This window comes from Methanobacterium formicicum (assembly GCF_029848115.1).
Classification (GTDB): Archaea; Methanobacteriota; Methanobacteria; order Methanobacteriales; family Methanobacteriaceae; genus Methanobacterium; species Methanobacterium formicicum.
On sequence record NZ_JARVXG010000056.1, the window covers coordinates 10,001 to 32,500 of the forward strand.

Here is a 22,500-nt window from a genome sequence, read left to right on the forward strand (position 1 = left end):
TAAAGGGAGGACTAACAAATCTTATGAAGTTTTCCAAACAGACGAAGATGCAGAATCATTAAGCACCATGTATGTAGACGTCAGCGACCTGGAACCACAAGTAGCCTGCCCCCACAATGTAGACAATGTTAAACCAGTGGGTGAAGTGGAAGGAACACCCATAGACCAGGTTTTCCTTGGATCCTGTACCAATGGACGACTGGAGGATCTACGGGTTGCGGCCAAAATCATGAAGGGAAAACAGGTATCCTCTAAAGTAAGGATGCTGGTAATACCCGCCTCTCGTGAAATTTACCGTCAGGCACTGGATGAGGGCCTGATGAACATCTTTGTGGATTCTGGAGCCCTGGTATGTAACCCCTGTTGTGGACCATGCCTGGGGGGCCATGTCGGACTCCTGGGGCCTGGAGAAGTGAGTTTATCCACTTCCAACCGGAATTTCAAGGGTAGACAGGGAAGTCCGGAAGCAGAAGTTTACCTGAGCTCGGCGGCAGTGGCTGCAGCATCGGCAATTAGGGGAGAAATAGCAGATCCAAGATAATTTAAATTTTATTCCTTCAAAGAAGCGTAATGAGAAAATTTCAAAGGATAAAAAGTATCCAAGCATCGTAATATACTAAAAAGGTGGTAATTATGGACAAAGTACTTAAAGGAAAGGTTTGGAAATTCCCCGATGATGTTGACACCGACATTATTGTTCCCGGCCGTTATCTGGTCTTAACCGGGGAAGAAGAACTGGCAGCCTGTGTTATGGAGGGTCATGATCCTGAATTCGCCAAAAAAGTGGAAAAGGGGGATATCATAGTGGCTGGGAAAAACTTCGGCTGCGGATCATCCCGGGAACACGCACCGATAGCCATAAAGGGGGCGGGAATATCGGCAGTGGTGGCGGAATCATTCGCCAGAATATTCTACCGAAACTCCATAAACATAGGATTACTCCTCATAGAGGCCAAAGGGATTTCTAAAAATATAGAGGAGGGGGATGAAATCCAGATAGACATAGATGAAGGTGTTTTGAAGGATGTTACCAATTCCAAGGAGTTTGAAATAAAACCACTACCCGAATTTATGATGGGCATCATGAGTGAAGGAGGGTTAATCAGCTACCTGAAAAACCACCTTGCAGAGATAAAGGATTGAAAAACGCGTTAAATTAATTAATAAAAATATTTCAGGGATAATTGGTATTTATAATAAATTAAATTCTCTGAAAATGCAAATAATAACTAAGCAGGTGTTCATATGTATAAAATAGCAGTAATCCCTGGAGATGGGATTGGAAAAGAGGTAATGGAGGCCACCCTCCATGTTTTGGAAGCAATAGATGTGGAATTTGATTACACATTTGCTGATGCTGGGGACGAATACATGGAGAAAACCGGGGTACCACTGCCCCAGGAAACAGTAGATATAGTAAAATCATCCCAGGCATGTTTATTTGGTGCAGCAGGAGAATCAGCAGCTGATGTGATTGTTAAAATGAGGCAGGAATTAGATTTATACGTGAATCTGCGTCCAGTTAAATCTTATCCCGGAACAAAATCTCTTTTTGACAACCTGGACTTTGTCATAGTACGTGAAAACACAGAAGGACTGTATATTGGTCTGGAAGAAGAAACAGAAGAAGGAGCCACTGCGCTGAGGGTTACCACCCGAAAGGCCGCGGAGAAAATATGTAAATATGCCTTCGAATACGCTAAAAAAACCGGTAGGAAAAAGGTAACTGCAGTGCACAAGGCCAATGTCCTTAAAAAAACAGATGGACTATTCAAAGAAACATTCTACAAAGTAGCTGAAGACTATCCAGATATGGAACTGGATGACCGCTACGTGGACGCCACGGCCATGTTCTTCATCACCAAACCAGACATGTTTGATGTAATTGTCACCACCAACCTCTTTGGAGACATACTATCTGACGAGGGAGCCGGGCTGGTGGGAGGGTTGGGATTAATTCCATCAGCTAATATCGGAGATAAACAGGGATTATTCGAGCCAGTTCACGGTTCAGCACCAAGAATTGCGGGTCAAGGAATTGCCAATCCCTCGGCCATGATATTATCTGCGGTGTTAATGCTGGATTACCTGGAAGAAAATGAAGCCGCGCGTAAACTAGAAAATGCCCTGGTCGATGTACTGGCCGAAGGTAATGTGGTTACCGTGGATCTGGGCGGCAGTGCCTCCACCATGGAAATGGCAGCCGAAATCAGAAGTAAACTGGAAAAATAAACTAATAATTTGTAGAATAATTTTATTTTTTAATTCTACACCTTTTTAAATCTATTTTTTCCACATTTTTTACATTCACACATAGTTTATGGATATTTAACCCCTGATATCCAAAATATTCCAGGGGGCACGTTTTTAAATAACTTTTTTCAAATTTAATAAATATATACCATTTCTTCCATATTAATAACCAATTTAAAAGAATTTTTCAGGTATATAATGAAAACAGCTGATGTTAGAAGGGATATTCCGTTACTGGAAGAGGTAATCTATCTGGATGCTGCCAGCACCACCCCTACTCCCCGACCAGTGGTGGAAGCCATGAACGATTATTTCTACAATTACAATGCCAATACAGGCCGAGGTGCCTATGGCATAGCAAATAAGGCCACCCAAAAGATGGAAGAAGCCCGGACCAAGATGGCCCGCTTCGTGAATTCAGAACCGGACGAGATAATACTCACTAAAAACACCACCGAAGCCATTAACCTGGTGGCCCATAGCCTGAAGATTGGGAAGGGGGATAACATCGTGGTTCCCAACATTGAACACCACTCCAATCTGATTCCATGGATCAACTTAAAACGCCAGGGAGTGGAACTGAGGATGGTCAATGCTGATGAACATGGAATTGTTCACCCGGATGCAGTTGATAAGGCCGTGGATGAAAACACCCGGCTGGTAACCATCACCCATATCAGCAATGCAATTGGTTCCGTGCAACCAGTGGAGGAGATAGCGGAAATCACAGAGGACAGGGGATCACTTTATCTTATTGATGCTGCCCAATCTGTTGGCCACTTTAAAGTGGATGTTAAGAAGCTAAAAGCAGATTTTGTGGCTTTCCCTGGACACAAAGCACTACTTGGTCCAGTGGGAACGGGGTTTCTCTACTGTGGGAAAGATTCACAGGATGAACTGGAACCCCTACTCCTGGGAGGGGGCACAGTAGAAAATGTAACACTTGATAATTTTAATTTAGCCGAGGCCCCGGCCTGTTTTGAGGGAGGAACTCAAAATATAGCGGGGTTCATTGGTCTGGGTGCGGCTATAGATTATTTGGGAAGAATAGGGTTATCTAAACTGGAAAAACATGGTAAGAAACTTACCGAGGCCTTGTACCAGGGGATCCAGGATGTGAAAAATGTCACCCTCTACGGCAGTCCAGAAAATATTTATGGTATTGTTTCCTTCAATATAGATAATATAAACCCCCACGACGTGGCCAAAATACTGGATGAAACTAGATCCATATGTGTTCGGAGTGGTTTTCACTGTGCAATACCTTCCATAAAGCATATCGGGGCTTACGAGTTGGATGGAACAGTTCGGGCATCTATGCATTATTACAATACTCTGGAGGAAATAGATGCATTGGTGGACACCATCAAAAAGGTTTCTAAATTGGGGGATAACTAGACAAGGAGAAAAAATAAATGACCAGACCTCAATGGATAGCAATTTTCATAGTGGTACTCATGGCTTTAAGTTCCATAGCAGGATATGTACTGATGATTTAATCGCCTTTTAATGAACTGATTAATCCACCACTCATTCATGATTGATAGAATGAAAATTAGAAAAATCACATATTATAAATAAATTTGGGAGACAATATAATGGTAAAAGTTAGAATAGGGGCCGTAGTTGCAGAATTTAATTATGACATCACTCATATGATGTTAGAATTAGCTAAAGAGCATGCTAAATTTTTAGACTCTGAAATCACAGAAGTAATAACCGTTCCGGGGGTTTTTGATATGCCTTTGGCCATTAAGAAACTCCTGCAACAGGATGATATTGATGCTGTGGTCACCTTAGGGGCAGTAATTGAAGGTGCCACTTCCCACGATGAAATCGTGGTTCAACATGCTTCCCGTAAGATAGCAGACCTGGCTTTGGATTATGATAAACCAGTGGGGTTGGGAATCACCGGACCAGGCATGACCCGTCTGGAAGCCCATCAGAGGGTTGAATACGCCAAACGTGCAGTGGAAGCCGTAGTCAAAATGACGGACCGGCTCAAATAGTGGGATTGGTTAAATCCCTTATTTTTTTTATTAATTTTTCAAGGTCCATCTAAAGTCTAATTAATTAGTCATTTTTAGGAGAGAGTTTATGGAAATACTCACCCCCGGAGATTTAAAGGATAAATTTCAAGATCCATGGATTGCACCCTACGAAAAGGTCATAACCATGGTGGATGACCAGAAGGTGGAGATTGTGGAGTACCATCCCTGTATCTCGGGATCCCAGTGGATGATCTACCAGTACCAGCATAGCAGCGACATAGTACTGAATGCTAAAAGAGATGGGAATAAACATACTTTCCTGGTTAAAGTTGGAAAATCTAATTTAAGCCTCAAACCCAGTTTACACGCGGCGGGGATTGAAGAAGTCTCTGTGGATGATGATGAAGTGAAGGTTGTCCATGCCGGACTGGCTGGAGCCGGTGTGGGTGCTGCCATGTGCCGGGGAATGGCCGAAGGTGTAAAAAGGGTAGAACTTCAGGACGTAGGGGGAGGATCCAAGGTGGGAAGAGCAACCGTGGTCACCCCCAGAATGGAGAAGATAGTCATTGGCGTTGATGACACTGACACCAAAGAGGAAGGCGCTACTTGGACTTTAGCCCATAATGTTGGCGCAGAACTTGCCAGGCAGGGCTATAATTATCTGGACCATGTCACAGTACAGTTGTATCCACACAATCCCAATAAAACCCAGAACTGTGTGGCCATTGCCCTGGTTTTCGCAGTGAACCCGGGAGAAAAGGATGCCCTGGTTCAGAAGGTGGTTGGTTTACTCAAAGAAAAAACTTTATCCGATAAAACAGCCATTGCTGTTCTTAAAGGTCTGAATGTTCCTGATGAGCTGAGAGAGTATGGAAAATCTGCTAAGAGGTCTATGTTAACTGTGGAAGAAGCTGAAAAAGTAGCAAAAAATGCAGGGGTGGAACTGGTAGAAGTCACTGGTTCCCAGGGAAAAATAGGAGCATTAGCTGCTCTGGGTGTTTACAACGATATTGAAGAGGCAGTCAAGGTTTACTACTGAACACACCCTTGACACTCTGTATTTTTTTTTATTTTTTAAAATTATCTTTTAAGTATCCCTCTTTAACACCCTTTTTTAAATATCTTTTTTATACCTATTTTTTTTATCAGAGCTGTTTATTTGTCTGAATGAGGTGGCATTGCCTTTCCAGTTTCCCATCTATGAAACAAGCTTAAAAATTAATTTTTAATAAAAAAATAGAGAATAAGGGATAAAGGGAAATGTGAGAATTCATTCAACTGTTGAACTTGAAGTTGAATAAAATTCCACTATTGGAGGTGGGGAGTTCTGCACTGGACTTGGCATCTCCTGCAATCTCGATCTTCACCACGTTGTTGCCTTTAGTCACTAGGAATGTCTTCTGGGAACTGCTGTTATTGATCTGGATGGTTTTGTAAAGGTAACCATTCACGTAGATCTTGTAGGCCCCATCTTTGAGTATTCCCGTAGTTGTGCCTACTTTTTCATTGTTAAGGTACAAATTGATTATTTTACCATCGCTTAACGTGTTTTTAACTATAAGGCCTTCAGTCACTGTCATATTGGAGGTGGTTAGAGGGAGGTTCTTCTGGGCATAAAGATCCTGGAAATAATTTCGCAGATCAGTATCCCTAATAACATCCCGAATGTTAATCCCCAGGGCGTTTCGAGCGTCATATGGAATTCGCAGTATGCTATCCTCACCGGGAATAGTCTGATTCAAGGTATACGTCTCCCCATTGATGGTAATCGTATCCCCGTACCCCAACTCCAATGTATTCAGAGCATCCTGTGGCATTCTAATAATAGAAAACTCATTCTCCAGGGCACTGTCCACGGTGTAAGGGCCCCGCACATCAATGGTCTGATTTTCCACTGGTTGCTTCCAGAATATAACGTTTCTGGCAGCAGGTTCAATGGATATTTTACCCTCGTCCACGTGCACCGAGCCTAGCATGGTGAATAAGACGGCAAACATTATGAGTGCCGAGACAATGAGGGGGGAATGCATGTAAAAAAAGGATTTCAGATTCCGGGACTTATCATCAGGCCTTAAAATGGTTTTAATTGAAGCTCTGATAATTTTGATAACGTAATACGCGGCAATTATAATCCCTATTATGATTATGGCCAGCCCTATGTACAGGGCAAGGTAGGAAGGGCGTATTCGTATGAAAAAGACGAAAAAGAATCCTAGAGTGGTAAGTGAAAGTCCTAGAACACCCATTCTAATGGATTTTCCCAGGGTGTCGATCATGGTTATTCTACCGTAGCTGTTGGCACGGTCCACAATGGTACGTACCACTTCAGTGGCCACTATGTTCAGTTCGTGCAGGGAGGACATGGAGTGAGTAATGTTACCAATGTCCACTTCTTTAACCCGGGCACCCATTACATCGGCGTCCAGGACAATCCCCACATCTACTCCGTAGTCATCTTCCAGATTTATATTACTGAGGAAGGACCTTCTAGCGGCAAACTGGCCACTAAGGGGTTGTTCAAACTTGATTTCAGGGAAGAAAAAACTTAACAATGGTTTTGCTGTTAGCTCAGTTACTCTCCCTGCTTCCCTTTTGAATTTGGTTTTGGTGACATCGGCTTCATCATTCAGGATGGGCCGGATCATCTTATCCACCTGCTGAGGGTTCAGTTTCTGGAGGTCGGCATCCAAAAATACAACCACATCACCCTTAGAATTTTTAAAACCAGTTTTAATAGCGGCACCTTTACCCCGGTTTTTAGTGTGGCTTATAACTGTAGCCCCCGCCTCTTTTGCCATTTTTTCAGTGGCATCCAGGGATCCGTCGTTGACTACAATTATTTCATCAACGTAATTCAATGCCTGTACAGTTTTTATCACGCTGGCAACAGTTTTTTCTTCGTTGTAAGCGGGCAATATGACTGAAACAGTCATTGGTTTTTTTGAGCTTCTGGTTTTCACCGAAGCAATGAACAGTACAAATAATAGAACAATCCAATACACTTAAATTACACCTCTATTTCTATACTACTAATTAAACAAACTACTTTATAAGATTATATAAGATTTCTCTTCTCTTTACTTCATTTAACTAAAACTTTTATTATCAGTTTAAGCAAAGTGTTATTGTATAAAGGGTCAGTTAAATTCCTGTTGGAATTATACTAAAGAAGTGAGGTTAATAATGGAACCAAAGGTTATGATCATACTGGGTAGTGCTTCAGATTTTAAAATTGCGGAGAAGGCCACTGCCATTCTGGAAAAATTGGAAATATACTACGATCTCCGGGTGGCCTCGGCGCACCGTACCCATGAAAAGGTTAAAAAAATAGTTACCAGTGCAGCGAAAAATGGAGTGCAAGTATTTATAGGGATAGCAGGACTATCAGCCCATCTTCCTGGCATAATCGCAGGGATTACACATAAACCGGTTATCGGGGTCCCGGTTGATGTTAAAGTAGCCGGGCTGGATGCTCTTTTTGCTTCGGTCCAGATGCCTCTAGGTGCCCCGGTTGCAACTGTAGGGGTGGATAGGGGTGAAAACGCAGCCATACTGGCTGCTCAAATAATTGGTATTCATGATGCTGGTGTTCGGGAAAAACTGGCATCTTTTCGCCGGGATTTTTATTCAAAGATCGCGGAAGATGAGGAAAAACTATTTCTCCAGATGAATGGGAAATACTACTCTAAAATAGAACCGGGTTCAGTGGAAGAAGTAACCAATGAAGATTTTCATGGTGAAAAGGGAATAAACACCCATCCCGGTAAGATGAGGGATGGTATTTTCCCTCCCCAGGTGGCAGTTATATCGGGAAGTTACAGTGATATTAAAGTGGCTAAAAAAACCACCATGTTCCTGGATAAACTAAACATCACTTATGACTCTTCGGTGGTATCACCAGTCAGATCTCCGGATAAGTTTGAGAATTTTCTTAAAAGAAACAGGGATGCCCAGCTATTTATTGCCATTTCTGGCCTATCAGCCCATGTAACTGGAGCGGTGGTAGCTTACACCGAAAAACCAGTTATAGGGGTCCCATGTGCCATTAAAATGGAAGGAATGGATGCACTACTTTCTATGGTAAACATGCCTCCGGGAGTTCCCGTAGCCACTATGGGTGTGGATTCTGGAGGTAATGCTGCTATACTTGCCGCTGAAATGTTGGGAATAGGAGATAAGGTTATAAAAAAAGACCTTCTACGTTTCAAGGGCAATATTAACTGTAAAAGATAATATTTTTTTTAATCCTCCTTTCCATTATCTGGACATAATCCCTATTTTTTCAATTTCCAGGCATAATATTAAGTTTACTTAGATTTACCGCAAAAGTTGGATGGTATTTAGAATTAATTTGAAGATCAGGTTTAAGGATCAGGTTCAATTTTATTCCGGACTGGCTTATAACCTTGTTTCGAGCTGTTCCCCCACATTTTCAGAGGGGAATATCCCATAAATATAATGCAGAAATATGCCAAATATATAATTAGGGTAAATGGGTGGGGATGAAAAGAAGTTGAAAGGGGAACTTCCACGAACTGATGGTTCATACCCCAGATTATATCGGATATTGATGGTCTGATATTTCTAACCCTGATGTTCTAATATGTTTATTATGTAACCCGTGATTAACTGTAGGCAGGTGTTTTCATGCGAGAATTTTTAAAGACTCTTGAAAAAGATTACGATACCATTAAAATTGAAGAAGAGGTTTCAGTTAACCTTGAAGCTGCTGAATTCATGAAAAAAAATCCTAAAGATACTATTGTAATGGAAAATATTCGGGAATCTGATATTAAAGTAGTATCCGGTCTGTGCAATACCCGGGAAAAAATAGCCCGGGCTTTAAATACTGATATCCCGGGGATCACCCAGAGAATAATGGAGGCTATCAGTAACCCATTACCCCTTGGGGAATGCAAAAGTGTGCAGGATACCTTCACGGTATCTGAAGCTGCGGACCTATCTAAACTCCCAATATTGACTTATTATCCCCGTGATGGTGGGCCCTACATTACCTCGGGAGTGATTATTGCCAAGGACCCCGAAACTGGGGTGCGGAATGCCTCCATCCACCGTATGCTGGTCCTGGGAAAAGACAAGTTGACGGCACGCATTGTCCCCCGACACCTTTACACCTACCACCAGAGGGCAGAAGCCCTTGATCAACCACTGGAACTGGCCATAGCCATTGGATTGCACCCTGCCACCCTTCTGGCCACCACCACTTCCGTACCTATCAACGTGGACGAACTGGAAGTGGCCAACAACTTCCACCAGGGCAAAATGAATCTTGTAAAATGTGAAACTGTGGATATAGAGGTTCCGGAATGTGAAATTCTGTTGGAAGGAAGGATGATGCCCCATGAACGCGCGGAAGAAGGCCCATTCGTGGACTTAACCGATACCTACGATGTGGTACGAATGGAACCGGTGATTGAACTGGACAGGATGCATTATCGTCATGATTCAATGTACCACGCTATAATGCCTGCTGGTTTTGAACATAAACTCCTGCAGGGCCTTCCTCAAGAGCCAAGGATTTTCAGTTCAGTCCAAAACACCGTACCCACAGTTAAAAACGTGGCCCTCACTGAAGGGGGATGTTGCTGGCTACATGCAGCAGTATCTATCCAGAAACAAACCCAGGGTGATGGTAAAAACGTTATAATGGCTGCTCTTGCAGCTCACCCCTCCTTAAAACACTGTGTGGTGGTGGATGAGGATGTGGACATATTCGATGCCGAAGATGTGGAATACGCCATTGCCACCAGGGTGAAGGGGGATGAAGATATCATCATTGTCCCTGGAGCACGGGGATCGTCTTTGGATCCCTGTGCCCAATCCGATGGAACCACCACCAAGGTGGGGGTGGATGCCACCAAACCACTGGATAAACTGGAGAAATTCGAGCGGGTCAGTTTTTCCAATTAAAGTCGGGGCCCTGAAAAAATTCTCATTCCCTTTTAATGATTGATGGTAAAAATAAGCGATAAAATAAGCAATATTCGTTTCTAGGAAACAATATGGATTTTTGTCCCACAACTGGGACATTTCTTCTCTTTTTTAAGTTTATCAGATTCAACAGTGAATCCATTCCTCTCTATGAGCAGTTCTCCACAATCTGGGCAGTGGGTGTTCTCCCCATTACTTCCCGGGACATTTCCCACGTAAACATACCTTATTCCTGCTTCTTTAGCCATTTTTTGGGCTTTATCCAGAGTTCCCACCGGGGTAGGTTGTACATTGCTTAGGTGGTAATGGGGATAGAAACGGGTGAAGTGCAGGGGAATGTTCACATCTACCTCAGCCACAAACTTCACCAGAGCCTGGAGGTCTTCTACAGAATCGTTGTATCCGGGTATCACCAGATTGGTGATCTCAACGTGGATGCCCTCATCGTGCATGGTCTGGATGTTTTCCAGCACAGGATCCAGATGGGCCTGGCACAGTTCAGTGTAGAATTTATCAGACATCCCCTTCAGATCAACGTTGGCTGCATCCAGATAGGGAGCAATAATATCCAGGCTTTCTGAACTCATATAACCATTGGTAACGTAAACAGTTTTCAGATCATTTTTTTGAGCCAGTTTAGCCGAGTCATAGGTGTATTCAAACCACATGGTGGGTTCGTTGTAGGTCCAGGAAATGGACTTACAGTGGTTGGCCCGAGCCATAGTTATGGCCTCTTCCGGCAGAATGTCCCTGACTCCGATTTCCTCTAAACTGGCCTGGGATATGGACCAGTTCTGACAGTATGGGCAGCGGAAATTGCACCCCACGCTTCCCAGGCTGAAGGATAAGCTACCGGGATAGAAATGGAATAGGGGCTTTTTTTCAATGGGGTCCACGGCCATGGAAGAAACTGCAGCATAATTTAAACTGTACATCACACCTTCTTCATTACGGCGCATATTGCAAAAACCAGTTTTACCATTAAAGATAACGCAGCGTTTATTACATACTTGGCAGTTCAATACTCCATCCAATTTTTCATAAAGCATTGCTTCCCTTTTAATGATTAAACCCCCTGTTTCCTATAATAACCCCTGATTCAATAAATTAAGGGTAGGTTTTGATAAATATTATTTACAACCAACACTTGGGCATTTACAACCAACTCTTGGACTAAATGAGGGTTACCCTAAGTGCTGGTAACCTTTTGACTCTAATATTTTTGTTTTTCCAGCTTTATCAATTATTTCCATACTCCCGGAACTGGTAACCACTCCCACCTCATGAAGTTCCATCTGTTCCTTTAAATATTTGAAATCCTCTGGAGGCACAGTTAAAAGGAGTTCAAAGTCCTCACCATAATAAAGGGCCAGATCCAGGGGGTCCTGGTCTAGTGCAGCAGCAGCCTCTTCTACCTCAGGTATGATGGGAATGGAATCCTCAAAAAGGGTTATCCCTACATTAGTGGGGGAGGCCTCCACCAGTTCACCCACTTCACTGGCCAGACCATCCGTAATATCTGTGGCCGAAGTCACCCTCCCGGTGTTTGCCAACATAATACCCTCTTTTAAGCGTGCATGTGGCCTTAGAGCATGGTCTATGATTAGTTTCTGGGTGGATGGTTTAAGATGCTTTATTAAATCTTCCTTTAAAGTGGGGGGTGATAGTAGAAATTCTAATCCGGCTGCAGCCACGCCCAGGGGACCGGTTACTGCTACCACATCGTTGGGACGGGCTCCCTCCTTTAAAAGCACATGTTCTTTATCTACAGTCCCCAAACAGGTTCCACTAAGAATTAATTCATCAGATTGGTTGGTGTCGCCACCAATGAGTCCCATTCCGTATTCCTGGCAGGATTGGAGCACACCTTCCATTATCCCATCAAAGTCAGTAAGGGGAAGATCCGCGGGTAGTCCCCAAGACAGTATGAAACCCAGTGGTTGGGCCCCCATAGCGGCCAGGTCACTAACATTAACTGTCACCACCTTCACGCCCTTTTCATAAGGACTCATATCAGATGGAAAATGAGCTGATTCCAATAAAAGGTCAGACGTAACTACTAAATATTTATCACCCATGTCTAGGAGTGCGGCATCATCACTGAGACTTTTAAAAGAAAATTCATCAAAAAAAGGAGAATTTGGTTGGAGAGAAAGACTCCGGGATAGAAGTCTTTTGATTAGCTTTTTCTCACCAATACTGGATACTTTAAGATTTTCCTCAGGTTTAAGATCTTTAGAAGACATTATCCTTAAAAAAATATCTTAAAGGGCTTCATTAACCCTATCTTTTATTATGGAAACTATTTTGGGATCAGGACCCAGGGGGTCAGTGTATATTATTTTCCCCTGAAAGTGGATCTCTTCAGTTTCCCCGTGGTCGTGGCTGTGGCCATGCCCATGCTCGTGGTGGTGTCCATGAGATTCATCCCCATTGTTTTTCAATCCCAGAATACGGGGGATGTCCTCGGTGGTGTGCACTCCCGGTGCCAGGAAAACCGGGGTTACCACAATCTTTTCCACTCCCATCTCGGCCAGTTTGTTTATGGAGGAGGGAATGGATGGTTTGTTCATATTCATGAATCCTATTTCCACCGGATTATCACTTTCTTGCCTGTAAATCTCTGCTAACTGGCTGAGAACATCTTTACCATAGGGTAATCGGCTGCCGTGACCAACCAGCACAATTCCCACTTTACTGTTTGAGTTTGAATTTGTAGCCATAGGAGATTACTCCTTCATCGCCTTCTTCACGGATTTTCCGGAATACCAGTTCTACTTCCTGCCCTATTTCAATTTTATCAGGGTTACAATCCACTATTTGGCTGGTGATTTTAGCTCCTTCTTCTAATTCAATAATAGCAACCGCATATGGGGATATGTTTTTAAATTCATCGGTGGGGGTGTGTATAACAGAATAACTCATTATTTTTCCATTTCCACTGAATTTTATAGGTTCTAATTGGCCTTTCCTCCGGCATTCTGGGCAGATAACCCTCATGGGGAAAAATGCCTCACCACATTGTAAACATTTTGATCCAATGAGATTATACCTTTGGGAGATGTGACGCCAGCCTCTTACAATATCTTTCATATACATACCTCGCTAAGCTTTTGATTAAATTGTTCAGTTAAAAAAATTCAGTAATTAAATTAGGTTTTATTGTATTGATCTAATTCATATAAATCCTTATATAATCTTGATGTCTTTAAATGTTTTATGATTTCCCGCCATATAATTCCCTGTTCAGTAATAATATTAGGAGGATATCTAGGGATTCGGTATTAATTTATGGGAATAAAATTGTCTTTTCGTTTTTACCATTTTAGTTAACCGGAATAGTAATATAATTTTCTGTTTTATAAATACATTTATATTGTATTACTTTTTACATATTACATAATAATTAAGTTCATATCAAATTCTCCCTATCGGGGGTACCACCAAAAAACAGGCAAAAAAATGGATAATAAGGGCTATGTAATGAGTATATTTTCATTTTTGCTGATATTACCTGTGTTTATCCTGCTGATAGTAATGGTAGATGTGGTGGGGCAGGAAAATGAGATTCAACAGTCCACATTAAACTCCCACGAGATCCTGGTAGTCAGCCAAGATGTGGAAGTAAATTCCCTCATTATAGGAAGGGAAGTACTCCGGGATGAATCATTAAAGGTCATTAACAGTGGACATCCACTTTCAAACAGCAGAAAGGAAATTAAAGATGAGTTTCAGCAGAGGATGGACCTTTTTTGTTCCAGGTACCCGGCCAATGGGATGGAGGTCAAATGTGAAATATTGAGGGTGGACAACAGTTACGATCCATTCAGTGTGGAGTTCAAATCAAAGATCACCGTTGAAAAGGGGGCCCTGAAGCATAAGCTGAATATGAGTCATAATATTTCTCTTACCAACGGATCTTACCCTATTTACGATCCACTCCCCTCCGTTAAGTGCAAAACCCATGGAAATATGACTATCGGTGGTGATAGAATAGTTTATGGCTCCAGCCTGGCCAAATATTTAGAATCAAGGGGAGTAAAAAATTTTAAGGCTTATGAAAATGCTACGTCTCCGTTATCTATTAAAAAATGCCCCTATGATCCTTACATTCTCCATGGAAACAGCAAAGACTTGGTGAACCTGAAAAATTGTATAGAGAATGGTTTTTACCATGAAAGCAGTGATGGGTCCTGTTTTCTTTGCAGGCTGGAGGGAAAGGGTGTTTGCTCCCATTATGGAATGGAAACATTCATAATCCCGGCACCATCCCTTTCTCTTTCCAATAATTCCTCCAAGGCACCCAGTTCATCGGACCATGTAATTTTTAATGATACCGGGGATGGAACCTATTCTGGCCAGGAAATCCTGTATTTCTTTGATGGAAAAGAGTATTTCAAACTTTATCTGGACAATTCCCACCGTTCAAAATATGGTTTGCCTGTTTGTTAGTTTCAGGGCGTTATATAATGGTCCGGTTCCTGAAGAAGAGTATTTCAAAGGAGTATTATCAAAATTACAAGGATCCATCTGGGGGGGATTATTTGATGGGAATTAATTTGATTTGGGGAAAGTGGTTGGTTGATAGAGGTGGAATGGTATTTTCTGTAGATTTAATGCTGGCCCTTATCATAATCACCGTTGTTTTGGGTGTTTCGGCTGATGCCATGGATATGATAGGATCTAAAATGGATGATAGTTCTCACGAGGCTTCTTTGGAAAGGATTGCCCGGGCTAGTGCCGATATGTTAACCAAAACTCCGGGATCTCCAGAAGATTGGGATGGAGCCGGTGATTTGAGTGGTGTTACCCCGGGACTGTTAGATACAGATTCCCCTTTGAAATCTAAATCGAATATCCTGAGTATGTCTAAGATAAACTGCCTGAAAGAAAACTATGATGAATTGATGGTGGATCGGGTGATTCCCCGGTATTGTAAATCTACCATGGTGATCTATCCAGAAGATTCCTCGTTAGAACCAATCACGGTGAAAGATATCCCTGAAAACTATAATTCCTCGGGAATAATAGTGGAAAACCGTACTGTTCTCTGCAATTACCATAATACCAGCATTTTAGTCTTTATAAATGCCAGGGATTCCCTCTGGGAACAGAAACAGTTGGGAGAAAAATGTCCCCACTCGGGTGTTGAGGAGGATAAAGAGCATTCAGGAGTGGATTACAAGAATCAAAGATCGGGATGGGCCTGCTATACTTTTAAGGTCACTCCTGTCCTGTTGAATTCAACTGACCTTTATATAATGACTGATCCGGTGTGTGTAGGGGATTCAACGGCATTTTGGATAATTGATCGGCCGGAAAACATGACTGAGGAACATCATACCTTTCAAAACAAGCCAATTCTTGTTAATAATTTAGTTGAGGAGATTGCTGCCAATGAAACCATAGCCATACTGTGGTTTCATGTGCACTCCTCTGGAAATCAGAATAAATCCTTTAACACTTACCTGGCGGGATTTCCCAAGGGGACTGATCCGGAAAATATAAAGTTCCAGTATCTAAATCCCCAACCCTGCTATTTTATTCTTAAAATCTGGACTTAAACCCTGCATAAGGGATTTAGTTATTAGGGGGTGGATTTAGATTTTAGGGAGTCACCACTTTATATGGGCAATGTCCAGTGGAGAATTCAAAAGACATGATAAATAGTGGGGGATCAGGTTTTTGGTTCTAGTTTCCCAGTTATAACCACCACTTCTTCAAAGAAACACTTTTCGCGGGCAGTGACTGATGCCTCCAGACCCATTTCCCCTAGTTTTTCCAGAGTTTTATCAATATCTGATAGGGAAGATTGTACCAGTTGCACCCTTCCCCCGGGGTTGAGGTGGTGGGGCAAAAGCTCTAAGAACTGGTCAATAATTTTCCTACCATCTTCGCCACCATCCCATGCTGCTTCCAATTCATCTTCAACCCTTTCTTCTTCGGAAGTGGGGAGGTAGGGAGTGTTGAATAGGATAAGGTCGTATTTTTCACCCTTTACCGGTTCAAAGAGGTTACCTCTTTTCAGTTCCACGTTATATGTCTTGTTGTTGATGATATTTTTCAGGGCACAGTCAATGGCATGGGGGTTCACATCGGTGGCAGTCACTGTACGGCATTTCCGGGCGACGATTAGGGCGATGATACCGGTTCCGGTTCCAATCTCCAAAACACGGTCTCGTCTTTTAACCTGGAGATTTTCAGCAAAGAGAAAGGTATCTTCGGCAGGCTCGTAAACTTCGGGATGGGTTTGGTAATGAATTCCATTATAATCTAACATGTTAAATCCTTTTTTTTTATTTGAAACTTCAATTTTCACTGTGGAAATTGGGGAGAAACATATAATTTTTGCTCTATTTAACAATTTCTGTGGATTCTAAACCTTCAATTGCAGCGGGAAGACAATCCAACACCGATGCAAGACCGGAAAGATGGAGGTTCATAACTACCGCTCCTAATATCTCTTCTCGAGAAGCGCCCTGGCTTTTAGCCATGATTGAATGCATCTTAACCCCGATAGGGTTGCGGTTAGCGGTCTGAATAGCGATGTTCACCAGTTGTTTGGTTTTAGGGTCCATTCCCGGCAGAGAACGTTGTGCGTCCACCAATTCATTGAAACTACCCGCCAGATCTGGGAATTCTTCCTGAAATATTTGAAAAGGATTTTTATTTTCTCCACTATTTCTCTCCATTAAATATCCTCCATTAACTCTTTGAGTTGTGCAGAAATTATTAAAATTTCTTCCCCCTTCAACTTAAAGACCCTTTCCTCCATAAGTTGGTGGTCTATTTTATGGATAATATCCCGTATATCTCTTCGTTCCATGTCCCGGTCAGATATCTCATGGAATGATTGGATTAAAGCTTTGCTTGCTTTCTTTTTCTTGTGCTGAAACAGGGCCCGGCAAGTGTTTATGAAGAATTCATTTACCATGGGGTTTTTCTGGGGAACTAACCTGATAACCGCTGATGAAATTTTAGGTGGGGGTATGAATGCATTTTTAGGAACTTTAAAGAGGAGTTCAGTGTGTGTGCACAGGTTCATCATCACTGAAAGGCGCGAGTAATTGGATTGACCTGGTTGAGCCACCATTCTCTGGGCAAATTCCATTTGATACATTAAAATAGCATACTCAAAGGGGTAATTAAGGAGTTTGAAAGTTATGGGTGAAGATATCTGGTAGGGTAAGTTGGATACAACCTTGTTAAATGGGGGGAAATCAATACGGGTAGCATCACCCACTAAAACCTCTACATTACTAATTTGCAGGTCACGGAGCCTTTCCGAAAGGACCCGGGCAATTTTCTTATCCTGTTCAATAGCCAATACTTTAGATGCTTTCCTGGCCAGGGGAATGGTCAAAGTACCAATACCCGCCCCAATTTCCAGCACAACATCCCCGGTAGTGATCCCGGCACTTTCCACAATCCGGGCTAAAATATGGTCGTTGACGAGGTAATTTTGGCCTTTCCTACGATCCAGCCTTATCTGGTGTTTCTTCAACAACTGTGAGGTTTCTCTAGCCAACATTTCCCTAATCTTCTAAACCCGGTTTAAAAATAGATTATAAAAATGAAAAATTAATTAAATTTTCGTTTGGGGGGGCGGGTGAACAGAATGTATTTCTTTTTGCCCTTTCTATCTTCAGCTGCTTCCAGTTCCAGTAGCACTCTCTTGGCCAGAAGTTTAACTGGATCCGATAGCATGGGGACTCTTTTCTTCACATCTTCAAAGTCCTGGAAGGGGGCTTCTTTCCGGGCCTGGATAATGTCCCACATGTGTTTTTTACCGATTCCTGGTAACAGTTCGATCTGATGTAATCGAGTGGATATAGGGCCAGCTTCATTGAAGAACTGAACATATTTCTCTTCTTTTTCTTTTATAATTTCTTCAATAACGTAGCTCAGCTCTATTTTGGCGGTTGAGGTCATCTTATTGAAGGGGAGCCTGCGGTTAACCCTGGCGATCTTTTCACGTTTTCCAGCCCCAATGTAAACCTTTTCATGAATATCCAGGTTTGCATCATCCTTTGGTGTTAACTCCAACAGAGTGAATTCATCAGTACCAATGGCCTGGGCCACAGGTTTACGTTTGTATGAATTCGATCCTTCCTTAACATAACCCAGAGGTAAATAGTCTAAAATGATAGCATAATCCTCCATTTAACCACCCTGAATTAATTTAATAAATGTTACAGTCAATTCCGACTTATTATCATTCGGAATTATTAAGTCGATTTCACAGTCCATATAAAGGGTAAACTCGAAGGAAAAAGATTTAAAAAATGTGTTTTTACTCTTCTTCCCGGTATTTATCCACAATTTTCAGTATATCTTCGAGTTCTTCCTTTTTATGGGATCCCCTTTCCTTGGCAAAAATCAGTCGCATATCATCCATATCCTCAGGCATGATATCTGCTATCTTAATGGCCTGAGTCTTTTTGATGATCTCTTCCAGTTCCGCTACCAGCTTTTCTGCATTTTCCACTGGTACCTTGGAGAACTTGGTGACATGATCCAGTGCTAGATTCTGTTCATAGTTAAGTTCATGAACTTTTTCTCTATCTTCCAGCAGTGGTTTAACCTTGGCCAGGGGTATGGGTTCGGTTTCCAGAACTTTTTTCCCAATCATCACCATCACTCTTGTATTTTGAGGTGTTCAGGTCGTATAATTAATTTTTTAGCTTTATTTCCATCGTTTATGGCTACAATGTAGGCTTGACCTCGTTTGTCAGCGATTTTACCGGTTTTACCATGGAAACGTGGGTGAGGTTGACCTTTATGCACGCTGGGGTCGATTATTATATGGACCAGATCCTCTTCCTGGAAGGTCTGAATTTTTTTAGTTATGGGATTGCTTCTCCCTGCTCTTAAAGTCTTTTTAAGTTTGTATCTTGTTTTACTTCTAAAACCTCTTGATCTCTGAGTCATTTTCAAAACCTCCATTTCACCATGAAATGGGTTATTAAATTTATTATTGAATTTGCCTTCAATTTATTTATTTAGAGTCGTCCTGCTCCTTCTAGATTATTAGGTGCAGAATTCAACCTCTGGGGATGTATATGTGGATAACACTTGTTAATTTATGATATCCGCTCTTATAAAGCCTAACCTCGTAATTTAAGATAAAATTCGTAGGAATCTTTCGGTGGTTAATGGGCTCTTTGAAATCGATTGAATTAATTTATGATGTATCGCAGTTTATAAAACTATCCTTAGGTGGTGCTAAATGTTGACCTCCAGAACATCCAACTCTATGCACTGGGCACCAGTACCTAGAAGGGAGGCCACACTTGGTTGAGTACGTTCTTCATCCCCGGATATGAGTTCTTTGATGTACAATCCACCTTCGCAGTCTATAATCAATTCTAAATGGGTTGGATCCAGTATTTTGACTTTGATGTCCTTCACTTCTCTGGTTCTGATTTTATCTGCTCTCCGGTGGGAAACTCGGACCGGGGTGCGTTGTTTTATCACTTTAAGGGAGTTGAGGGCATCGGTCTGTTCCGGTGAAACTTCCTCTTCCAGTTCTACCAGTGCACGGTAGACCTTGTAGGTTTCGGTGGAAGATGCTTTAACCCCACTTCTGCGGTCTTTACCCACCATTTTCAGTTGAAGGACTTCCACTTTGCCCTGGCAGTGATGGTTGATCTGGGAGGTTAATTCTTCCAAGTCCAGGTCACGCACCTTGGGCTCTTTTATTTCCAGTACAAATGGTCTTCCCCCGCCTAGCATCCTAACATCCAAATCTTCCCTACCCGCTCCATGGAATCTGGATTCTTTGCCCTTCGATGCGGTTAGAACTTTTTCTGCTATTAATTCTTCCACAGATTCAGGGTACATCTTACCGGTGAAATTGCACCTCTCGCACCCCTTTCCCCGGCATTTGCGGCAGGGCCAACGGGTTTGGGGGATTCCTCGTAATAATTTGCGGTACCTCCCTTCCATGAACAATGGATTTGTCTGGAGGTCCACCCAGTTACGGGTAAAATCCATCATTATCACCAGGTTGGGATTATCGAAATCCACTTCACGGTTAAGACGAACTTCCAGTTCTTTACCTAATTCTCGGTTAATCTCTTTTTTCAAACTGTCACTGGTGGAACCAGTTATTTCCTGTAATTCTTTTTCTTTTTCCAGTATATCAGGGGAGAGACGACAACCCACCAGAAAAGTTGAAAATTCTACTTGAGACTTTTCAATAATGCTTATTATTTTCTCCAAGGTATTTTCCAGGTCCAGAAAAACATCTCCACATAACTGGCAACTTTTTGTTTTATTTGGTATAGAATCTTCCCTACTGAGAATCTCCTTCAGGTAGGTGCCTCTATCGGCATTATCCTTACCAGAAAGTTGGGGATAGAAATTCCTACCCAGGCAGCGATTGCAAATGTTTCCCTGGGTGAGTTCCACTATTTCCCGGGCCTGATCTGTTGTATTTTTCATGATATCTTCCTGAAGTGTTAAAGTTAGAATGTTGGTGTGGTTGGTTGAGTTTGATTTCGATTTTTATGTCCTCAAATTCATATTTATTTATTATATGGAGTATTTGGGCCTGATTGTTATAGGCAATGGTTTTACATAATCCTAATTAGGCCCTACTGTATTCACTTAGAAATTAGTTTTAGGGGTCGGAAAGGGGAAGAAGTTAACGCATCATCTGACGCATCATCTGGCCCAGTGGCCCTCCCATTTTTCGCTTTCCAAAGCCTTTAATGGCCTTTTTAGTGACCTGGTAATATTTTAAAAGCTCCTTAACATCCTCGTTACGCATTCCCGAACCCCGGGCAATTCTTTTAACCCGGGACTGTTTGATGATTTCGGGGTGGGTGAGTTCTTCTTCAGTCATGGAGTCCATCAGTATCTTGTACTTACCCAGTTTCTCCTCAGTGACCTGGGAAGCGTTTTTGGGTAACTTATTTCCCATGCCGGGGAGCATGTTCATCACCTGCTGCATGGGTCCCATTTTATTCATCATCTCGAACTGGCTGTACATGTCCTTCAGGGTGAATTTACCACTGAGCATGGCGTCCATGGCTTCTTGGTCCACATCTTCTTCGATTTCCTCGGCACGTTCAATAAGAGTTCTGATGTCTCCCATTCCCAGTAAACGGGATATGAAACGTTCCGGGTCAAAGACTTCCAGATCTTCGATACGCTCACCAGTTCCAATGAACTTTATGGGAGCTCCTATCTCCGCTACTGCTGAAAGGGCACCTCCTCCCTTGGCTGACCCGTCCAGTTTGGTTATTACAATGGATCCAATTTTGGTGGTTTGGGAAAAGGCCAGGGCTTGCTCCCGGGCTTGCTGCCCAATGGTACCATCAATGACCAGCATCACTTCATCCGGTTCTACCACGGCTGATATCTGCTCCATCTCATCTAAAAGATCTTTTTCCTCTTTATGTCGCCCCGCAGTGTCCACAATGATAAGGTCCTGTCTTTTGAACTCTTTCAAACCTTTCCGGGCTAGATCAAGGGCATCTTTATTGTCAGGGTCTCCGTAGAGGGGTAAATTGAGACTTTCTGTTAGTTGACGTAGCTGTTCGTAGGCTGCTGGCCTCCAGGTGTCGGTACAGATTATGGCTGGATTGAATCCCTTTTTTTGGAGGTACCGGGCCATTTTACCAATACTGGTAGTTTTCCCGCTTCCCTGGAGCCCTACAAAGAGTATTTTGTAGGGTTTCTTTTCAATTTCAACTTCTTCTGCTTTTTCACCTAAAAGATTAACCAGTTCATCGTAAACAATTTTAATGACGTGTTCTTTGGCGGTTACCCCTTTAGGGGGTTCTTCGTTAAGGGCCCGGTCTTCAATTGTTTTGGATAAATTCAGAACCAGTTTAATATTAACATCAGACTGAATTAAAGCCCTTTGAATATCTTTAATGACCTCTTTAACCACTTCTTCATCGATAATGGTCATTCCGGCCAGTTTTTTCATGGTTTTGGTCAGATTTTTCCCCAGATTGCCCAACATAATTAATCACCAGGATGTAAATCTTAGTAGTAATGATAGATGGTGAGTAGTCCTGCGTTTATTTATAAAATTAGCAGTCTACTTGCGTAAATTTTATTTAAACTCCTTGTAAAATCCTTATAAAAATACACTTAATTCTACATCTAATTTAATATATAATATATAAAATAATTTTTGGATTGTTCACTTACATATAATATAATGTTTACCAGTTAACTAGATAAGAATTTACACAAAACACATTATATATATTAAGGATTTATAACAATACATTGAAGTCCTTAAAACCATAGTCCATGGTTGGTAAGGTGTTTGATAATAACAGAA

General features: G+C 42.1%; 23 protein-coding genes (1 of these 23 running past the window's edge). 10 read left to right on the top strand and 13 right to left on the bottom strand.

The features are described 5' to 3' along the window. The 6 genes from hacA to mmp11 form a co-directional block, all read left to right on the top strand. Positions 1–541, top strand: partial view of a homoaconitase large subunit gene (hacA, locus tag QC759_RS09565; protein WP_048072762.1) — the end only. Its footprint begins 710 nt before the window's first position; only the last 541 of its 1,251 coding nucleotides appear in the window; the start codon falls outside the window, past its left edge; the stop codon is at positions 539–541. A gap of 92 nt (positions 542–633) precedes the next feature. Continuing rightward, on the top strand, positions 634–1,143 hold the full coding sequence (locus QC759_RS09570) for a 3-isopropylmalate dehydratase small subunit (protein ID WP_048072761.1): 510 nt from the start codon (positions 634–636) through the stop codon (positions 1,141–1,143). A 102-nt stretch (positions 1,144–1,245) separates the two neighbouring features. Next, on the top strand, positions 1,246–2,232 hold the full coding sequence (locus QC759_RS09575) for an isocitrate/isopropylmalate family dehydrogenase (RefSeq protein WP_048072760.1): 987 nt from the start codon (positions 1,246–1,248) through the stop codon (positions 2,230–2,232). Positions 2,233–2,451: 219 nt separating this feature from the next. Then, positions 2,452–3,651 (top strand): aminotransferase class V-fold PLP-dependent enzyme, encoded by a 1,200-nt coding sequence (locus QC759_RS09580; protein ID WP_048072759.1) that lies wholly within the window; start codon positions 2,452–2,454, stop codon positions 3,649–3,651. A gap of 200 nt (positions 3,652–3,851) precedes the next feature. Continuing rightward, positions 3,852–4,262: a 6,7-dimethyl-8-ribityllumazine synthase gene (gene ribH / locus QC759_RS09585; protein WP_048072758.1), complete on the top strand. Its 411-nt coding sequence runs from the start codon at positions 3,852–3,854 to the stop codon at positions 4,260–4,262. 88 nt (positions 4,263–4,350) lie between these two features. Next, positions 4,351–5,283, top strand: a complete 933-nt coding sequence (mmp11, locus tag QC759_RS09590) for a methanogenesis marker protein 11 (protein WP_048072757.1) — start codon at positions 4,351–4,353, stop codon at positions 5,281–5,283. A gap of 235 nt (positions 5,284–5,518) precedes the next feature. Here the strand turns inward: mmp11 and QC759_RS09595 are convergent, their stop codons facing one another. Then, on the bottom strand, positions 5,519–7,246 hold the full coding sequence (locus QC759_RS09595; RefSeq protein WP_048072756.1) for a glycosyltransferase: 1,728 nt from the start codon (positions 7,244–7,246) through the stop codon (positions 5,519–5,521). A 181-nt stretch (positions 7,247–7,427) separates the two neighbouring features. Between QC759_RS09595 and purE the strand changes: the two genes are divergently transcribed. Together purE and QC759_RS09605 are read left to right on the top strand one after the other, a co-directional pair. Next, positions 7,428–8,477 carry a 5-(carboxyamino)imidazole ribonucleotide mutase gene (gene purE, locus QC759_RS09600; protein WP_048072755.1) on the top strand — a complete coding sequence of 350 codons (1,050 nt, stop codon included), beginning with the start codon at positions 7,428–7,430 and terminating at the stop codon, positions 8,475–8,477. A gap of 414 nt (positions 8,478–8,891) precedes the next feature. Beyond that, positions 8,892–10,175 carry a UbiD family decarboxylase gene (locus tag QC759_RS09605; protein WP_048072754.1) on the top strand — a complete coding sequence of 428 codons (1,284 nt, stop codon included), beginning with the start codon at positions 8,892–8,894 and terminating at the stop codon, positions 10,173–10,175. Between the two features lie 80 nt (positions 10,176–10,255). Here QC759_RS09605 and amrS read toward each other — a convergent pair whose 3' ends face one another. The 4 genes from amrS to QC759_RS09625 all read right to left on the bottom strand — a co-directional run bounded on the left by amrS (position 10,256) and on the right by QC759_RS09625 (position 13,289). Next, on the bottom strand, positions 10,256–11,260 hold the full coding sequence (amrS, locus tag QC759_RS09610) for an AmmeMemoRadiSam system radical SAM enzyme (RefSeq protein ID WP_048072753.1): 1,005 nt from the start codon (positions 11,258–11,260) through the stop codon (positions 10,256–10,258). 120 nt (positions 11,261–11,380) lie between these two features. Further along, positions 11,381–12,442 carry a thiamine-phosphate kinase gene (gene thiL, locus QC759_RS09615; protein ID WP_048072752.1) on the bottom strand — a complete coding sequence of 354 codons (1,062 nt, stop codon included), beginning with the start codon at positions 12,440–12,442 and terminating at the stop codon, positions 11,381–11,383. Positions 12,443–12,460: 18 nt separating this feature from the next. Further along, the gene (cfbA, locus tag QC759_RS09620) at positions 12,461–12,919 is read right to left on the bottom strand and encodes a sirohydrochlorin nickelochelatase (protein ID WP_048072751.1); all 459 of its coding nucleotides are present in this window, start codon (positions 12,917–12,919) and stop codon (positions 12,461–12,463) included. Continuing rightward, positions 12,891–13,289, bottom strand: a complete 399-nt coding sequence (locus QC759_RS09625; protein WP_048072750.1) for a Zn-ribbon domain-containing OB-fold protein — start codon at positions 13,287–13,289, stop codon at positions 12,891–12,893. The genes cfbA and QC759_RS09625 overlap by 29 nt, the downstream gene beginning before the upstream one ends. A gap of 423 nt (positions 13,290–13,712) precedes the next feature. On the opposite strand from QC759_RS09625, the gene QC759_RS09630 reads away from it, so the two are divergent. Together QC759_RS09630 and QC759_RS09635 are read left to right on the top strand one after the other, a co-directional pair. Next, positions 13,713–14,648, top strand: coding sequence for a hypothetical protein (locus QC759_RS09630; protein ID WP_231553439.1), 936 nt, complete (start codon positions 13,713–13,715; stop codon positions 14,646–14,648). Between the two features lie 125 nt (positions 14,649–14,773). After that, complete coding sequence (locus tag QC759_RS09635) at positions 14,774–15,760, top strand: hypothetical protein (protein ID WP_279845653.1); 987 nt, start codon at positions 14,774–14,776, stop codon at positions 15,758–15,760. Between the two features lie 113 nt (positions 15,761–15,873). Here QC759_RS09635 and QC759_RS09640 read toward each other — a convergent pair whose 3' ends face one another. The 8 genes from QC759_RS09640 to QC759_RS09675 form a co-directional block, all read right to left on the bottom strand. Continuing rightward, positions 15,874–16,476, bottom strand: a complete 603-nt coding sequence (locus QC759_RS09640; protein ID WP_048073865.1) for a HemK2/MTQ2 family protein methyltransferase — start codon at positions 16,474–16,476, stop codon at positions 15,874–15,876. A 73-nt stretch (positions 16,477–16,549) separates the two neighbouring features. Beyond that, positions 16,550–16,888, bottom strand: a complete 339-nt coding sequence (locus tag QC759_RS09645; RefSeq protein WP_048072747.1) for a carboxymuconolactone decarboxylase family protein — start codon at positions 16,886–16,888, stop codon at positions 16,550–16,552. After that, complete coding sequence (gene rsmA, locus QC759_RS09650) at positions 16,888–17,727, bottom strand: 16S rRNA (adenine(1518)-N(6)/adenine(1519)-N(6))-dimethyltransferase RsmA (protein WP_048072746.1); 840 nt, start codon at positions 17,725–17,727, stop codon at positions 16,888–16,890. Before rsmA ends, QC759_RS09645 begins: the two co-directional genes overlap by 1 nt. A gap of 50 nt (positions 17,728–17,777) precedes the next feature. Beyond that, on the bottom strand, positions 17,778–18,359 hold the full coding sequence (locus QC759_RS09655) for a DUF655 domain-containing protein (RefSeq protein WP_048072745.1): 582 nt from the start codon (positions 18,357–18,359) through the stop codon (positions 17,778–17,780). A gap of 130 nt (positions 18,360–18,489) precedes the next feature. After that, positions 18,490–18,828, bottom strand: a complete 339-nt coding sequence (locus tag QC759_RS09660) for an RNA polymerase Rpb4 family protein (protein ID WP_048072744.1) — start codon at positions 18,826–18,828, stop codon at positions 18,490–18,492. Positions 18,829–18,833: 5 nt separating this feature from the next. Continuing rightward, positions 18,834–19,127, bottom strand: a complete 294-nt coding sequence (locus tag QC759_RS09665) for a 50S ribosomal protein L21e (RefSeq protein ID WP_048072743.1) — start codon at positions 19,125–19,127, stop codon at positions 18,834–18,836. Positions 19,128–19,421: 294 nt separating this feature from the next. After that, entirely contained in the window at positions 19,422–20,642 is a 1,221-nt protein-coding gene (locus QC759_RS09670) for a tRNA pseudouridine(54/55) synthase Pus10 (RefSeq protein ID WP_048072742.1), read from the bottom strand. A gap of 202 nt (positions 20,643–20,844) precedes the next feature. Further along, a complete protein-coding gene (locus tag QC759_RS09675; protein ID WP_048072741.1) occupies positions 20,845–22,173 on the bottom strand; it encodes a signal recognition particle protein Srp54 in 1,329 nt (442 codons plus the stop codon). Positions 22,174–22,500 lie beyond the last annotated feature (327 nt).

What these genes read in the sequence shown, in the direction of transcription:
- ribH (WP_048072758.1), top strand. Translation starts at nt 3,852, where the DNA reads ATGGTAAAAGTTAGAATAGGGGCCGTAGTTGCAGAATTTAATTATGAC.
- QC759_RS09625 (WP_048072750.1), bottom strand. Translation starts at nt 13,289, where the DNA reads ATGAAAGATATTGTAAGAGGCTGGCGTCACATCTCCCAAAGGTATAAT.
- QC759_RS09570 (WP_048072761.1), top strand. Translation starts at nt 634, where the DNA reads ATGGACAAAGTACTTAAAGGAAAGGTTTGGAAATTCCCCGATGATGTT.
- QC759_RS09645 (WP_048072747.1), bottom strand. Translation starts at nt 16,888, where the DNA reads ATGGAGAGAAATAGTGGAGAAAATAAAAATCCTTTTCAAATATTTCAG.
- QC759_RS09670 (WP_048072742.1), bottom strand. Translation starts at nt 20,642, where the DNA reads ATGAAAAATACAACAGATCAGGCCCGGGAAATAGTGGAACTCACCCAG.
- QC759_RS09580 (WP_048072759.1), top strand. Translation starts at nt 2,452, where the DNA reads ATGAAAACAGCTGATGTTAGAAGGGATATTCCGTTACTGGAAGAGGTA.
- QC759_RS09605 (WP_048072754.1), top strand. Translation starts at nt 8,892, where the DNA reads ATGCGAGAATTTTTAAAGACTCTTGAAAAAGATTACGATACCATTAAA.
- QC759_RS09665 (WP_048072743.1), bottom strand. Translation starts at nt 19,127, where the DNA reads ATGACTCAGAGATCAAGAGGTTTTAGAAGTAAAACAAGATACAAACTT.
- mmp11 (WP_048072757.1), top strand. Translation starts at nt 4,351, where the DNA reads ATGGAAATACTCACCCCCGGAGATTTAAAGGATAAATTTCAAGATCCA.
- QC759_RS09660 (WP_048072744.1), bottom strand. Translation starts at nt 18,828, where the DNA reads ATGATTGGGAAAAAAGTTCTGGAAACCGAACCCATACCCCTGGCCAAG.
- purE (WP_048072755.1), top strand. Translation starts at nt 7,428, where the DNA reads ATGGAACCAAAGGTTATGATCATACTGGGTAGTGCTTCAGATTTTAAA.
- QC759_RS09640 (WP_048073865.1), bottom strand. Translation starts at nt 16,476, where the DNA reads ATGTTAGATTATAATGGAATTCATTACCAAACCCATCCCGAAGTTTAC.
- thiL (WP_048072752.1), bottom strand. Translation starts at nt 12,442, where the DNA reads ATGTCTTCTAAAGATCTTAAACCTGAGGAAAATCTTAAAGTATCCAGT.
- QC759_RS09575 (WP_048072760.1), top strand. Translation starts at nt 1,246, where the DNA reads ATGTATAAAATAGCAGTAATCCCTGGAGATGGGATTGGAAAAGAGGTA.
- cfbA (WP_048072751.1), bottom strand. Translation starts at nt 12,919, where the DNA reads ATGGCTACAAATTCAAACTCAAACAGTAAAGTGGGAATTGTGCTGGTT.
- rsmA (WP_048072746.1), bottom strand. Translation starts at nt 17,727, where the DNA reads ATGTTGGCTAGAGAAACCTCACAGTTGTTGAAGAAACACCAGATAAGG.
- QC759_RS09675 (WP_048072741.1), bottom strand. Translation starts at nt 22,173, where the DNA reads ATGTTGGGCAATCTGGGGAAAAATCTGACCAAAACCATGAAAAAACTG.
- QC759_RS09655 (WP_048072745.1), bottom strand. Translation starts at nt 18,359, where the DNA reads ATGGAGGATTATGCTATCATTTTAGACTATTTACCTCTGGGTTATGTT.